At 46.0% G+C, this 15285-nt stretch carries 12 protein-coding genes; 1 reads left to right on the top strand and 11 read right to left on the bottom strand.

All coding sequences use genetic code 11. The features are described 5' to 3' along the window. Positions 1 to 23 precede the first annotated feature (23 nt). The 5 genes from F0364_RS20240 to deoC form a co-directional block, all read right to left on the bottom strand. A complete protein-coding gene (locus tag F0364_RS20240; protein ID WP_153799619.1) occupies positions 24 to 881 on the bottom strand; it encodes a 1,4-dihydroxy-6-naphtoate synthase in 858 nt (285 codons plus the stop codon). Positions 882 to 1163: 282 nt separating this feature from the next. Next, positions 1164 to 1604, bottom strand: a complete 441-nt coding sequence (locus F0364_RS20235) for a VOC family protein (protein ID WP_153799618.1) — start codon at positions 1602 to 1604, stop codon at positions 1164 to 1166. Positions 1605 to 1640: 36 nt separating this feature from the next. After that, positions 1641 to 2309: a futalosine hydrolase gene (gene mqnB / locus F0364_RS20230; protein WP_153799617.1), complete on the bottom strand. Its 669-nt coding sequence runs from the start codon at positions 2307 to 2309 to the stop codon at positions 1641 to 1643. A 340-nt stretch (positions 2310 to 2649) separates the two neighbouring features. Next, positions 2650 to 3903: an ABC transporter permease gene (locus F0364_RS20225; RefSeq protein WP_153799616.1), complete on the bottom strand. Its 1254-nt coding sequence runs from the start codon at positions 3901 to 3903 to the stop codon at positions 2650 to 2652. Positions 3904 to 3977: 74 nt separating this feature from the next. After that, entirely contained in the window at positions 3978 to 4646 is a 669-nt protein-coding gene (deoC, locus tag F0364_RS20220; RefSeq protein WP_153799615.1) for a deoxyribose-phosphate aldolase, read from the bottom strand. 109 nt (positions 4647 to 4755) lie between these two features. Between deoC and F0364_RS20215 the strand changes: the two genes are divergently transcribed. Further along, positions 4756 to 6219: a S41 family peptidase gene (locus F0364_RS20215; RefSeq protein ID WP_153799614.1), complete on the top strand. Its 1464-nt coding sequence runs from the start codon at positions 4756 to 4758 to the stop codon at positions 6217 to 6219. A 250-nt stretch (positions 6220 to 6469) separates the two neighbouring features. Here the strand turns inward: F0364_RS20215 and F0364_RS20210 are convergent, their stop codons facing one another. The 6 genes from F0364_RS20210 to hutH all read right to left on the bottom strand — a co-directional run bounded on the left by F0364_RS20210 (position 6470) and on the right by hutH (position 15278). Continuing rightward, complete coding sequence (locus F0364_RS20210; protein ID WP_207632790.1) at positions 6470 to 6973, bottom strand: TlpA family protein disulfide reductase; 504 nt, start codon at positions 6971 to 6973, stop codon at positions 6470 to 6472. Between the two features lie 279 nt (positions 6974 to 7252). Then, a complete protein-coding gene (gene secA, locus F0364_RS20205; RefSeq protein ID WP_153799612.1) occupies positions 7253 to 10588 on the bottom strand; it encodes a preprotein translocase subunit SecA in 3336 nt (1111 codons plus the stop codon). Between the two features lie 413 nt (positions 10589 to 11001). Continuing rightward, positions 11002 to 11292, bottom strand: coding sequence for a YciI family protein (locus tag F0364_RS20200; RefSeq protein ID WP_153799611.1), 291 nt, complete (start codon positions 11290 to 11292; stop codon positions 11002 to 11004). A 169-nt stretch (positions 11293 to 11461) separates the two neighbouring features. Further along, positions 11462 to 11704, bottom strand: coding sequence for a hypothetical protein (locus F0364_RS20195; RefSeq protein ID WP_153799610.1), 243 nt, complete (start codon positions 11702 to 11704; stop codon positions 11462 to 11464). A 384-nt stretch (positions 11705 to 12088) separates the two neighbouring features. After that, positions 12089 to 13717: a urocanate hydratase gene (gene hutU, locus F0364_RS20190; protein ID WP_153799609.1), complete on the bottom strand. Its 1629-nt coding sequence runs from the start codon at positions 13715 to 13717 to the stop codon at positions 12089 to 12091. Between the two features lie 49 nt (positions 13718 to 13766). Continuing rightward, entirely contained in the window at positions 13767 to 15278 is a 1512-nt protein-coding gene (gene hutH / locus F0364_RS20185; protein ID WP_153799608.1) for a histidine ammonia-lyase, read from the bottom strand. Between the last annotated feature and the right edge of the window lie 7 nt (positions 15279 to 15285).

Genomic DNA, 15285 nt, shown 5'->3' with positions numbered 1-15285 from the left:
GAAAGGTTAATGCCATTTAAAAATTATCCCTCGGCAGAAAGAAAGATATGCTGTGGAGTAAACTGGTAACCCGGGTGTTGCCGGGCATAAACATCCATTAGTGTTAATACCGCTTTTTTACCATCGTTGCCTAAGCCGGCTGAATAATCATTGACATACAGATTAATATGTTGGCGCATAACACCGGGGCTCATTTCCTGGGCATGGAGCTTTACATAATCCGCCAGTTGCTGATAGTGATGTTCATAGGCATGTTGCAGGCTCTTTTTAATCAGGCCATCTACTTTAGCAACAGTTGCGCTGTCTATATTTCTTTTAGCCACTATACCGCCCAATGGTATGGGGGAGCCGGTTTGCTGTTGCCAGTATTCGCCAAGGTCTATTATTTTATGCAGCCCCCTGGCGGCATAAGTAAACCTGTTTTCATGTATAATAACACCCGCCCTTTTTTCATTGGCAGGCGTTTGCAGCAACCAATCTTCAATTTCATGAAACACTTTAAACTGCTTGTTGTGCATTTCTGGAAAAGCCAGTGAAAACAACAGGTGGGCCGTGGTATTTTTACCAGGTATGGCTACAACTGCATCCTGAATAGTAGCTTCAGTTAAGGTATTATCGTTTGTAATAAGCAGTGGGCCTACACCTTGCCCAAGGGCGCCGCCACTGTTAAGTAAAACGTACTGTTGTACCACAAGCGGCAACACACCATAACTTATCTTGGAAAAATCAAGCCGGCCCTGAAGCGCCCAGTTGTTAAGGGTTTGTACATCTTCCAGCACTACTTCAAAATCCAACCCTTGCATATCGATTTTGCCGTTAACCAGGGCATCAAAAATAAAAGTGTCGTTAGGACAGGGGGAAAAACCAAGTGTATATTTCATGTGCTAATCCGTTCGTTTTGCTTTACTGTCAGCGGCAAATTTCGTTATTTGTTTGGCCTTGCCAGCATCATTTATAGGTATCACCTGTGGTATCTGTTATTTTATTCTGGCTTAATGAATGCTGCGATGATTTCTATGGTACCGGCTGAGGTATTTCATAGTCCCGAAACTTCGGGATTGCGTCGCAAGCACTTCATCGTTCGGTTTTTATGGCGTCTTTTCAGCCCCGGGTAGATGATGCTTCCGGAAACCCTGGCACCGGAAACATAAGGGCAACGTGATTCAATTGGCCCTGTTTGTCTTTACCCAATCTGAGTACATTGTTTCTTCGGGTACAGCAGTGGGACTTTCAAAGAGTATATGATAGCCGTCAGGATCTTTCAATTCAACCACCCACATGTTATTACCAACAAATGGTTCAGATACGGGGAGTTGGTTTACAACAATTTGGTTATAGATTGCCAATGCATCTTCACATATAAAACAGACACTTACACCTTTTCCTAACCTTTCAGCAGGCGGTTGCCTGTACTCCTGCAGCATAATGGATGCATTGCCAAGCTGCAAACAACACCATTCAATTTTTCCGTTCGGTTGCCATTGATGCTTTAATGTGAACCCTAACTTTTCAACATAAAAGTCAAGGGACCTATCCATACTAACCACCATAAAAAATGGAACAGCCTGCTTAACGTTGTGCCGGGCTTCTAAACCACTATTCATCTTTGATAAAATTTAGCGTTAAACTAACAGGTTCTGTTATTTTAGCTTATACAGCTTATCAATATATTTCAGCAATACCTCGTTCAGGTTGTCAATGGCTTTTTTTATTTCCCAGTTTTCTTTATTTCTTTCACCAACATAATTGCTCACGGCCCTTAACTGGAGAAATGGAACATTCAACTCCCTGCATACATAGTGCAAGGCGGCACCTTCCATACTTTCAAGCGTAGGGTTGTACTTGCGGGTTAGCTGGCTAATGCGTTCTTTGCCGGTAGTTACCTGGTTGACAGTTATGGCCGGTACTGCCGGCAACTTAAGCAGGTTGTATTTACCAAGGTGGCTGTTAGGCAGCTTCCTTCTTTCATAAGGCGGATAGCTTGATTTTTCAAGCTTCATCTCAAAAATATCTTTCCACCTGCCCTCCTCTTCCACGCCCATATCGCCAATGGTTTCGTCGCTTACAGCGAACACTTTGCCTAAAGGGTATTTGCTGTTAAAACAACCCGCGATGCCTGCCTGCACAACCAAATCTGGCTTTTCCTCTATTACCAGCCTGGTAATAGCCACGCTGCTGGCCAGCATACCCACGCCAGACTGGTGAAAAGATAATTTAAACCTTGTACTGTCGCTGGTGTACAAAGTGTTTACTGCCAGGAAAGATGGCATCCATTCGCCAACCGTTGCCGCTGTTATAACTACCCGCATAGATGGTCAAAGGTCGGCGGAAATGTGGTTAAAGATGCTTTTGCCACATTAATTTTTACCGGCTTACACAGAAGCTTTTTTGCAGGCTGACAGGCTGTATCACTACCGCGCCAGGGATTGAAGCGGTTACCCCGGTGAAGCCATTGTGGCAGGGCCCTGTGCCGGAGTATGAGCGGAAAGCCCGGTGCCCTTGCGCAGCTTGGGCAGGCGCCCCCGCAAGTACGAACAGTGAAGTACGAAGTACTTTTCTATGTAAGATGTTAGATGTGGGATGTACGAAGTTTTTACGAAGTACTTAAATGTGCAAGAGGATAGATTGCGAGATGTATGATGTAAAACACTACTTAGTACGGATGGCTACAACGGGGTTCATACGTGCGGCAATAAATGCGGGGATAATACCGGCTAACACACCCAGCCCTATGCAAAGCGCCAAAGCCAAAATAATAATGTTGATGGATATGACAATAGGGAACGGCATCACGCTGCTTAAAATAAAGGCCAGCAAATAAACAAACATTAAACCTATCAGCCCGCCTACGATACAAAGGAAGGCACTCTCCAGCAAAAACTCTGTAAGGATGGTACGCTTTTTTGCGCCTATGGCTTTTTTAAGGCCAATCTGGCTTGTACGCTCCCGTACGGTTACAAACATGATGTTGGCCACTCCAAACAAGCCAACTATAAGACTTAAAGCTGCAATGATGGCGCCGCCGATATTTACTGATACAAAAAATGAACTTACCTGCTGGCTGAACAGGTTTACATCGTTAAGGGCAAAATCATCTTCGGTTTTAGGGCTTAGCTTTCTTGTTTGCCGCATTATACCGCGCAACTCATCCATAAGGGCTGTGGTGGGAATGCCGGCTTTGCCCTTTACCATAATAAAGGGGTCGAAGTTGCGGCTCTTCATATCGTAAATACTGGCAAAATAACGGTAAGTGGTTATCAGGCTGCGGTCATAATCAAAACCGCCAACAAAACTCTGGCCCTGCTTTTCAATAACACCTACAACGGTTACAATTTTACCATTAAAAGTTACCGTTTTGCCAATGGCACGTTCAGGCTTGCCAAACAGGTCTTCCGCGTTGGTATAACCCAATACACCTACGGGGTTACCACGCAGGAACTCTGTTTCGTTCAGGTACCGGCCATAAGCTATGTTGATGGTCTGAATGCGGTTAAACTCTTCTGTTATACCATACACGGCTACACCATTCAATATATCATTTTCGTGCTGCAAGCTTATGCCGGACGAGTTGAAATAACATACAGCCTCCGCCAGTGTACTTTTTTCTTTAATAAATTTTACTTCTTCAAATTTTGGCTGTGGGCGCTTTACAAAACGCCACCATGGATAATCGGGTCCGCCATCGTACTCCCATTTATCTATGTATATGGTATTGGTGCCTAAAGCTGATATATCATTCTGAAGTTTGTATTCAAGGCTGTTTACGGTAGCCAGCACGCTGATAATGCAAAATATGCCTATGGTAATACCAAAAAGCGAAAGGAACGTGCGGAGCTTATTTACCCTTAGCTCCTGCATAGCCATTTTAAAACTGTTCCATAATATGCTTAGCAGTTTCAGCATGTTTCAAATGTAGTGATAGTTTGTTAAGGCTGCCGCATATTTTAGATGAACGGAAGATGGATGTAATGTATTTGCTAATATCCGCTACCGGCGGGTGTACCCTCTATAATGGCAACGCTGGCACTGCAGCCCAGCCTGGTGGCGCCGGCATCTACCAGTTCTTTGGCAAACGCATAGGTTTTAATGCCGCCGGAAGCTTTAATTTGAACATGAGGTGGCAGGTTTTCACGCATCAGCTTAACAGCCTCCGGCGTAGCACCTTTTTCCGCATAGCCGGTGGATGTTTTCAGGTAATCTATACCGGCTGCACCATACAATTCGCAGCATTTTTTTAATTCATCATCGGTTAACACGCCAGATTCAACAATAATTTTCACCACTTTTCCCCTGCTTTTAATAACAGGCACAAGATGGTTTATTTCGTTGGCAAGGTACTGCCAGTCGTTATTCTTTAAGGCGATTAAGTTTATTACTACATCCAACTCACCGGCGCCATCCACCATTGCCAGCAAAGCTTCGGCAATCTTTGCTTCAATGGCTGAATACCCGAACGGAAAGCCTATTACCGTAGCTGTTTTTACATTACTGTCTTTTAGCAAACCGGCCGCCAGTTTTACAAACGGTGGCGGAACGCAAACGGCAGCAAAACCGTACTGAACCGCTTCGGTACATAATTTGTTGATATCAGCGGTTAATGTAACCGGCTTTAATACAGTGTGATCTATATACGGCGCTAAATTCATGACTGATGTATCGGATTTTTTTTACTTGATATACCAAAAGTAGTTTTTTGTCGTATCTATATTATTATTGCATGGCTTTTTCGTTACCAATAAAGTAAATGTTTCATATATGAAGAACTTGACAGCGGTATTTCTCTTCGCTTTTTTTTTAAGCTCCCTTACCTCCTGCCAAAAAGAAATTGAAGATGTTTCCATCACAGACCCGGTTGACAGCACCGACACACCATCCAGACTGGATTTACTGAGAGATTCTGTTTACCTCTATTCTGAAGAAGTGTATTTCTGGAACAGCCTGTTGCCCACTTACGCACAGTTTAATCCAAGGCAATACACCGGAGACGATGAACTGTCAACCGCACAAAACGTAATGAGTGCCATACGTGCTTTGCAACCGCTTGACAGGTACAGTTTTGTTACCACCAAAGAAGGATCTGACGGTTTACAAACCGGCGCCAGCAAAGACCTGGGATTTTTTATAGAACCTGCCTCCGTTGACGAAGCCGACCCCGTTGATTCAGACTCCATACACTGGTTTGTAAGCTATGTGTATGATCAATCCACCGCGGGGCAGGCCGGCATTAAACGGGGGTGGTATATCAGCAAAATAAATGGCACATCCATAGGCTACGATGACCCAAGTATAGACATTTTGAATGAAGTGTTTTTTGGAACTACGGAGAGTGCTTCTTTTGAGTTTACCAAACCTGACGGCAGTACCGCTACAGCCAACCTGTCCAAAACAAGTTTTACAGCCAATTCAGTATTGCACCACAGTGTAATATCAGCAGGTGGAAAAAAGGTGGGCTATTTTGTGTTTAACCAGTTTTTCGGGCAAACATCGCGTAATGAACTGGCGGAAGTTTTTACAGATTTTCAAAGTGCGGGCATTAATGAACTGGTGGTTGACCTGAGGTATAACCCCGGCGGCGCTACGGCTACGCAGGATACCCTGGCAAATCTTATAGCCCCACTCTCTGCCAATAGCCAGAAAATGTACACTTACCAGTTTAACGACAGCCTGCAGGCCAATAACTTCCCGTTACTCAAGAACAAATTCGGCTGGGGAAACGGTTCATTTTCGCAAGCCAACAACACGGTTAACTTCGAAAAAGCAGGTAATCTTAACTTAAGCAGGGTATTTGTAATTGTAGGCAGCGGTTCGGCTTCTGCAAGTGAACTGCTGGTTAATAACCTGAAACCTTATATGGATGTTAAGCTGATTGGCGATACCACATATGGCAAGCCCGTTGGTTTCTTTGGTATTGACATTTTTGATTACTCCATCTACCCCATCTCTTTCCGCACCATTAACAGCGCAGGCAACGCCGATTACTATGACGGCTTTGCGCCTGACAAACTTTCTCCTGATGGCGTTAACAAAGATTGGGGCGATGTAGAAGAACCCTGTCTTTATTATGCGCTAAAATATATTACCACAGGCTCGTTCAGGTTAAGGAACACTTTAGATGATAATAAGGTTGCAAGGCAAATGAAAACGCAGCAGTTGTTTAAGCCGGTTATGCAAAACCTAGGCAAAAACAAGTTCAGCGGTATGTTTATAGAGAGAAAGTAAGACGGCAGATATAAAGGATAAAAGTTAATCAGGAGCTAAGGGGAAACACAAACATCAAACCTGGTAAAGTTCGTGGCATAGGCCACGGACTTTTTTTATGGGCCCGTCAGAATTGCTACTATGAAGCTTCACTTGCGTCGCACTCTTGTAGGCTTTAGTCGCTATGCGGCAATGTGCAGTATGCTTTAGCTTTTAAGAGCTACCTTAATTCAAGCTTAATGTTTGCAACTGTGCCATATTACACAGCTTATTACATTTTCTTCAGCTCTTTTATAATTGCGTCAACAGAAGGCTCTTTGCGGTAAGTAGCCTGTAACTCGCCTTTTTTGTTGTACAGCGCCACAAAGGGAAAAGTGCGTATGTCGTAAAACCTGGGTACCAGGTAGGCATTGCCTTCCGTACCGGTTTTGATATTGGGATATTTGGCTAAATGGAAATCTTCTTCAAACTTTTTAATATCCGCAACAGGCAGGTGCGTTACCATAATAACCTGTACGTTTTTAAACTCTTCATTCTTTTCCAGCATTTGTTTGGTAAATGCCTGGCAATGGTCGCAGGTGGGTGAAAAGTATACCAGCATGGCCGGTGCATTCTTTTTAAGATCCCCTGCGCTGAACAGGGTTTTATTGGTTAACTCCATTTTAAACGGCGCAATTTTTTTTGAAGTTGACTGCGCATAAATATTCATGCTGCAACAAAGCACCGGTATCAACCATAACAATCTTTTAAGCCTGTTTATACGCCTGTTATTCATGGTATTTTTTATTAGCTGATAAAGGTAATGGCTTTTGTTTATTGCGGAACAACCCATTATACTACCCGGGCTGCATGCCGCCCAAAGCGATACAGTACACGCTGTTGCGACGCAAGGGACGACGCCATGAAAAACCTAAAGCCGGGTTCATAAAAAAACCGCCCTTTAAGAGGCGGTTCTTTTGTTAGATATTTAATTCGCAAGTGGTGAATCGTGAATCGCAAGTGGGTTGCATTCCACTTCATCATTCAACATTCCCTGTTCCTTGTTCGATATTCACTACTCTCTGCCATGGCAGTTCTTGTATTTTTTTCCACTTCCGCAGGGACAGGGATCGTTGCGGCCAATTTTAGGGCCTACCTTAACAGGCTCCTGTTTAACCGGTGTGGGATCGTAGTAATCATTCTCGTTAGCGGCATAGTCTTCACCACGGGCATCCACTTCTGCTTTGTTGCTGCGCATACTGCTCATATCGGTTTTTTGCTCACGGCCTTCACGTAATTGCTGCTGCGGTTGCCCGTTGCCATTGTCTGCAACCGGTAAATCTGCATGGCACAAAAAGTTTACAATGTCTTTGTTTACCGTGCTATCCATTTGCCTGAAGAGGTTATAAGCTTCTCCTTTGTAAATTACCAGCGGGTCTTTTTGCTCGTAATAGGCAGTTTGCACACTCTGCTTTAAATCGTCCATGGCACGCAGGTGCTCTTTCCAGGCATCATCAATAAACGCAAGTGTAAGCGTACGCTCCAGTGCCGAGGTAAGCTCGCCACCGTTGGAAGCGATAGTTTTATCCAAATTGGCCAGGGCCTGAATGCCTTTTCGGCCATCAGTAAACGGCACTACCACATTTTCAATATTGGCGCCCTGTGTTTGGCGTATGTTCTTAAATACAGGCACCGCGTTTTCCATTATTCTGTGTTTGTGCCTGTTGTAATTGGCTGAAGCTTCCTGGTATAATCTTTCCACCAGTTCTTTGTCGTGGCCTTTTTCAAAGTCATCTTTGGTAATACCTGTTTCCAGTCCAAAGTTTACAATCGTTTCCAGCTTAAAACCTTCGTAATCGCGGTTTTCTTTAAAAGTGTTTACCAGGCCTTCGGCAACATCGTAAAAAGCGTTGTCCAGGTCAAGCGCCAGGCGTTCGCCAAACAGAGCGTGGTTACGCTTGGTGTAGATAACGGTGCGCTGTTTATTCATTACATCATCGTACTCCAGCAAACGCTTACGTATACCGAAGTTGTTTTCTTCCACTTTTTTCTGTGCCCTTTCAATTGATTTGGTGATCATGCTGTGCTGTATCACTTCGCCCTCTTTGTAGCCCGCAAAGTCCATTACTTTGGCAATACGGTCGCTGCCAAACATGCGCATCAGGTCATCTTCCAGGGATACATAGAATTGGGAAGAACCGGGGTCTCCCTGACGGCCTGCACGGCCACGTAACTGCCTGTCCACACGGCGGCTGTCATGGCGCTCTGTACCTATAATGGCCAGGCCACCCGCTTCTTTTACACCGGGGCCCAGTTTAATATCCGTACCACGGCCTGCCATATTGGTGGCAATAGTAACAGCGCCGCTCAAACCGGCTTCGGCCACTATCTGCGCTTCTTTGGCGTGCTGTTTGGCATTTAGCACATTATGAACAATTTGTTTCTGGCGCAATATGCGGCTAAGCAGTTCACTCACTTCCACAGAAGTGGTACCTACCAGTACAGGGCGGCCGGCTTCTTTTAGTTCCACAATCTTATCTACAATGGCGCTGTATTTTTCTTTCTTGGTTTTATACACCAGGTCATGCTCATCTTTTCTTATAGCCTGCACATTGGTGGGTATGGTAACCACATCCAGCTTGTAAATGCTCCAGAATTCCGCAGCCTCTGTTTCGGCTGTACCTGTCATACCGGCCAGCTTGTGGTACATGCGGAAGTAGTTCTGCAAAGTAATGGTAGCGTAAGTTTGGGTGGTGGCCTCAATCTTCACATTCTCCTTTGCTTCAATGGCCTGGTGCAGGCCATCGCTGTAGCGGCGGCCTTCCAAAATACGGCCGGTTTGCTCATCCACAATTTTTACAGAATCTTCCATTACCACATACTCTACGTCTTTATCAAAAAGCGTGTAAGCTTTCAGTAATTGCTGAACGGTATGTATACGGTCTGCCTTTACTGCATAATCATTCAGCAAGGCTTCTTTTCTATGGAGTTTTTCATTGGCATCGGTGGCGGCATCAGTGTCAATGGCCGCCAGGTCAACACCTATATCTGGTATTACAAAGAAGTTGGGGTCTTCCCCTGCTCTTGTTATTAACTGTATGCCTTTATCAGTAAGCTCTACAGAGTTATTTTTTTCATCTATGTAAAAATAAAGCTCCTCATCCGCCTTGGGCATTTCACGCTGCTGGTCTGCCAGGTAGTAGTTTTCTGATTTCTGCAGTTTCACCCGCATGCCGGGCTCGCTTAAGAATTTAATCAAAGCGCTGCTTTTGGGCAAGCCACGGTGCGCCCTGAAGAGGGCCAGGCCACCATCCTTGGGATCATCATTACCATCGGCTATTTTCTTTTTGGCTTCGTTTAAAAACTGGTTGGTAGCACGTTTTTGCGCTTCTACCAGTTTTTCAATACGGGGCTTCAGGTCAAAGAACTGCTGGGTATTGTCATCGCGGCCAATTGGGCCAGAGATTATCAACGGCGTTCTGGCATCGTCAATCAATACGCTGTCCACCTCATCCACCATGGCAAAATGGTGTTTACGCTGCACCATTTCATCAGGGTTATGCACCATGTTGTCACGCAGGTAATCAAAGCCAAATTCGTTATTGGTGCCGTAAGTAATATCAGCCAGGTAGGCATTGCGGCGGGATGGGGTGTTGGGCTGGTGTTTGTCAATACAATCCACGGTAAGGCCCAGCCATTCAAAAATGGGCCCGTTCCATTCACTGTCGCGGCGGGCCAGGTAATCGTTCACGGTTACAATGTGAACCCCCTCTCCTGCCAGCGCATTCAGGTAAGCGGGCAGTGTGGACACAAGGGTTTTACCTTCACCGGTGGCCATTTCGGCAATTTTGCCTTGGTGCAATACGCTGCCGCCAATTAACTGCACATCGTAATGCAGCATATTCCAGGTAACCTGTCCTCCGGCAGCCGTCCAGGTGTTTTTAAATACGCTCTGTTCGCCCTGTATGGTAATATAATTTTTTTGAACGCTCAGGTTCCTGTCAAGTTCGGTAGCCGTAGCTGTTATTTCCGTATTTTCTTTAAACCTGCGGGCCGTTTCCTTAACCACGGCAAAAGCTTCGGGCTGCAGTTCCTTCAGTATCTCTTCAATCTTTTTATCACGGTCTTTTTTCAGGGCGTCCACTTCCTGGTAAACAACATCCTTTCCCTGTATGTCTTCTTCAGGCAGGGCATCGGCTTCCTGTTTCTTTTTTTCAATATCTGCGTCTATTTCAGAAAGGTGGGCTTTTATACGCTGTTTAAATTCAGCGGTTTTGTTGCGCAAGGCATCGTTAGATAAGCTTTGGTACTGGCTGAAAAATTCATTTACCTGTTTAATAACAGGCTCAAGTTGTTTTACATCCTTCTCACTCTTATTGCCCCCTAACAGTTTACTTAAAAATCCTAACATAGAATGTTATATTGGGTGTTGATTATGATTGATTTACGGAATCTTTGCTGTTGGCAAAAATTATGCAACGGCCCTGCCGTTAGCCAAAATGTCATAATTGGCTGTAGCAGGGCGCCAAAGTTAACCATTTTGAACCCATGTAAAGTGTGAAACTGGTACCACATGCCAGATGTGCTGTACACGGCGTGCAGCGGTATAGCACGAATATATACAGGGCGTGTCCCTCGTGCCTCGGGCCGGGCTTTCCACTATTACTCCGGCACAGCGCCCCGGCACAAGGCCTCACCGGGGTAACCGTTTCAATCCCTCAAGCAAATAGCGGCCATCCCTCATTATCTTATTCCGGGTGATTAAAGGCGGCAACGTTAGCAATAATCAAAAGGTTGTTTTGCAATTGTATGGTGCAGCCCCATCTACACTTCCGCCACCCTGAAGGGCAAAATTTCAACATGTTCCCACACTTTGCCGGTTATATAGGGTTCCTGGCTAATCCATTCCTGTACTGCGGCCTCGTCATCAAGCTGCAGCACAATCATAGAGCCATGCATTTTCCCCTCGGCATTTAATTTGGCACCCCCTACTATAAAAGTACCTTTTGCTTTTTCCCGGCGCAGCCTTTCCAGGTGTTCTCCACGTACAGCCAGCCGGCGGTTAAGGGCTTCACCGTCAGTATAATCATTAGCTAAAATCAAAAACTGTGGCATATTATTTTTTGCGAAAGATAGCCCTGAAATGCGATAGTTGGACTTAAGCTTTATTTTATAAAAGTTGTGGGCACAAAAAACGCCGCCAGTAAAACGGCAGCGCTTTTTTAACTGTCAAACTCAATCTTAAAACATGAAGCTCGTGTATTTTACTGTAGTATGTAAAACATTATGAATGGCTGAACTGAGGCTGATCCTTTTCTATTAAAGCCACAATATCTTCAGGTGACTCGTTTACGCCAAACTTTTCACCGCCAATCATCAATATCATGGTCTGAACCACATCGTTGTAATTTATGCGCTTGATAGAGGAGATGTTATGAGCATTAATGGTTACAATGCCATCTTCTGTTTCTTCCAGCGTGTTTAACTTGATAAATTGTGCTTTCATATCAATCTTTTTGGTTAACATGATATATGTTTTAAAAACCGTGCCAACCGGGCTGCCAAAAAGTTAAAGGAACATAGCGAATTTGGGTGGTTTAACATTTTTTCGCTAATGATTGTTTAGCCGATTTGCCTTACAGGTCTCTATGGAGTACTCTTAGCTTCAACCTAAACCTGGCGCTAACACAACAACCGCTGCGCCCTGGCCAAAAATGTATAGTATAAACCCAGGGATGCCGGTAAACCGCGTGAGGGATTGCAGCGGATACCCCGGTGAAGCCATGTGCCGGGGCGCTGTGCCGGAGTAATAGCACAACCGAGTTAAAAGCAACTAAACGTTGCTTTGACGAAGGTTGCGAACGTAGTTCTGCCCGGCCCGAGGTACGAGGGACACGCCCTGTATAATTTTCTACAACCTGCGCCGTGTAATACGTGTTTGTATATCAAGACCGTGCTGTAATGATGTTTGTTTGGCCAGTTCGTAGCCCGCATCGGCATGCCGTATAACGCCAATGCCGGGATCGTTACGGAGCACACGCTTTAAACGGCGGGCAGCATCCTCGGTACCGTCGGCAACTATTACCATACCGGCATGAATGCTGTACCCCATGCCTACCCCGCCGCCATGGTGCAGGCTTACCCAGCTTGCACCGCCGGCTGTACCCACCAATGCGTTAAGAAGGGGCCAATCGGCCACGGCATCGCTGCCATCCAGCATACCTTCCGTTTCGCGGTTGGGGCTGGCCACGGAGCCCGTATCCAGGTGGTCCCGGCCAATAACAATGGGGGCTTTTACCTTGCCGGTACGCACCAACTCGTTAAAAGCCAGGCCGGCCATCTCCCTTTCGCCCTGGCCCAGCCAGCAGATGCGTGCCGGCAACCCCTGGAAAGCAATACGTTCTTTAGCCAGCTTGAGCCAGCGCTGCAAGCCTGCATTGTTGGGGAACATGTTGCCGATAAGCTCGTCTGTAACGGCAATATCGTTGGGGTCTCCGCTAAGCGCCACCCAGCGGAAAGGCCCTTTGCCTTCGCAAAAAAGCGGCCGTATGTATGCCGGCACAAAACCGGGAAAATCAAAAGCATTCTGCAAGCCACGCTCCTGCGCCCTTGCACGTATGTTGTTGCCGTAATCAAAAGTAATGGCGCCATTTTTTTGTAACTGCAGCATTAGTTCAACGTGCAGTTTCATGCTGTTGTAACTGTGCTCCAGGTATTGCTGTGGATCTGAAGTGCGCAATTCATTGGCCTGATCAAGTGGCAGAGTATGCGGTATGTAGCCAATAAGCGGGTCGTGGGCGGAGGTTTGATCTGTAAGTATATCCACAGTTATATTTCTTTCCAGCAGCCGCTGTAAAAGGTGCACAGCATTGCACAACACGCCAATACTTACCGCCTTTGACTGCTGCCTGTACAGGAGGGCTGCATTGATGGCTTCATCAATATCCGTATATTTTTCATCCAGGTATTTTGTTTCTATGCGTTTGTCTATGCGCCATTCTTCCACTTCCGCTACAAGGGCCACACCATCATTCATAGTTATGGCCAGCGGCTGGGCGCCGCCCATGCCACCAAGGCCGGCAGTAACGCTTAAAGTGCCCGACAGGCTGCCATTAAAATGCTTTGCAGCCACCGCCCCAAAGGTTTCATAGGTACCCTGTACAATACCTTGCGAGCCAATATAAATCCAGCTACCGGCAGTCATTTGCCCGTACATCATCAACCCCTTTTTTTCCAGTTCATCAAAGTGCTGCCAGGTAGCCCATTTGGGCACCAGTTGCGAGTTAGAGATAAGTACCCTCGGCGCATCGGCATGTGTTTGCAATATTCCCACCGGTTTGCCGCTTTGCACCAGCAGGGTTTCATCATTTTCCAACACTTTAAGGGCAGCGACAATATCATTAAGCGCCTGTTTGTTACGGGCTGCTTTGCCACGGCCACCATACACTATTAAATCATCCGGCCGTTCTGCCACCTGCGGGTTAAGGTTATTCAGCAGCATACGCAAAGCGGCTTCCTGTATCCATCCTTTGCAATCCATGGTGTAAATGATTTAAGTGAGGAAATGGGTGAATTGAGATTTTTTGCGTTTACACTTCTGTTCCGCTTGGCGTTTTTATGTTGCTTACAAACGCTATCGCCTTCATCATATCGTCATGTAATACCCTGTCCGCCTCGTTAAAGCTTACTTCTTTCCTGAATGCCTGGTATAAATTTTCCAATACCGGCGATGTTTTTAAAGGCCGCCTGAAATCCAATGCCTGCGCAGCACTCATCAGCTCTATGGCCAGTACTTTTTCTACGTTGTTGATGACCCGCAAACATTTGGTAGCGGCATTAGCGCCCATGCTAACATGGTCTTCCTGGTTGTTGGACGATGAGATACTGTCAACACTGGATGGGGTACACAATTGTTTGTTCTCGCTTACGATGCCCGCGGCCGTATATTGGGGTATCATAAAACCGGAGTTAAGCCCCGCATCTTTTACCAGGAACAGCGGTAACCCACGCTGGCCGCTGATGAGCTGGTAAATACGCCTTTCGCTTATGTTGGCCAGTTCACTCATAGCAATGCTGAGAAAGTCAAGGTGCAGCGCCAGCGGCTGGCCATGAAAGTTACCCCCGCTCACAATCAGATCTTCGTCGGGAAAAATATTGGGATTATCTGTTACCGAGTTTATCTCTGTAAGAAAAACATTCAATACAGTTTCCAGTACGTCTTTGGTTGCGCCGTGCACCTGCGGTACACACCGGAAGGAGTAAGGGTCCTGCACTTCTTTTTTAGGCTGCTGCATTACCTGGCTGCCATGCAGATAGTTTCTTATGTCATTTGCCGCGCTTGCCTGGCCTTTATGTGGCCTGATGCGGTGAATACGCTCATGCAGCGGTTCAACAATACAATTAAACGCATCAAAAGACAAAGCGCAAACCAGGTTAGCCACAGCGTAAAGATGCTCAGCTTTTTTAAGGCAGTACATGCCATAGGCGCTCATGAATTGTGTACCATTAATAAGTGCCAGGCCTTCTTTACTCTGTAGTTGTATAGCCCGCCAGCCCAGCTTATCCAGCACCTGCTGCGATGGCTGTTTCTCGCCTTCAAAATAAACTTCTCCAAGACCTATCAGCGGAAGGCTAAGGTGGCTAAGGGGTGCAAGGTCTCCGGAAGCGCCTAAAGAACCCTGCGTGTAAATAACAGGCAATACGTTGTGGTTATACATATCCATCAGCCGCTTTACCGTATCAATCTGCACACCGCTGTGGCCATAGCTTAACGACTTTATCTTCAGCATCAGCATCAGCTTTACAATATCGGCAGGCACTTCCTCCCCCAGGCCACAGGCATGAGATGTAAGCAGGTTGTATTGCAGTTGCCCAACCTGGCCGCTGTCAATTTTTACGTTCTGCAGAAAGCCAAAGCCCGTATTGATGCCATACATCAGCACATCCGAAGTATCCATCTTTTCATCAAGGTATTGCCGGCAACGCGTTATGCGTTCATGGGCATCAAACGTAATGGAAACCAGTTGCTGGTAATCCAGCAGGTTTTTAACCTGCTGAAAGCTTAGCCATTTCCTGTCAAGCGGCAAATAGTTGTAACTCATGGCAACA

This window comes from Foetidibacter luteolus, from assembly GCF_009650435.1.
GTDB classification, from domain to species: domain Bacteria; phylum Bacteroidota; class Bacteroidia; order Chitinophagales; family Chitinophagaceae; genus Foetidibacter; species Foetidibacter luteolus.
The sequence above is the reverse complement of the archived record's forward strand: the minus strand, read 5'-3'. Positions and strand labels throughout refer to the sequence as shown.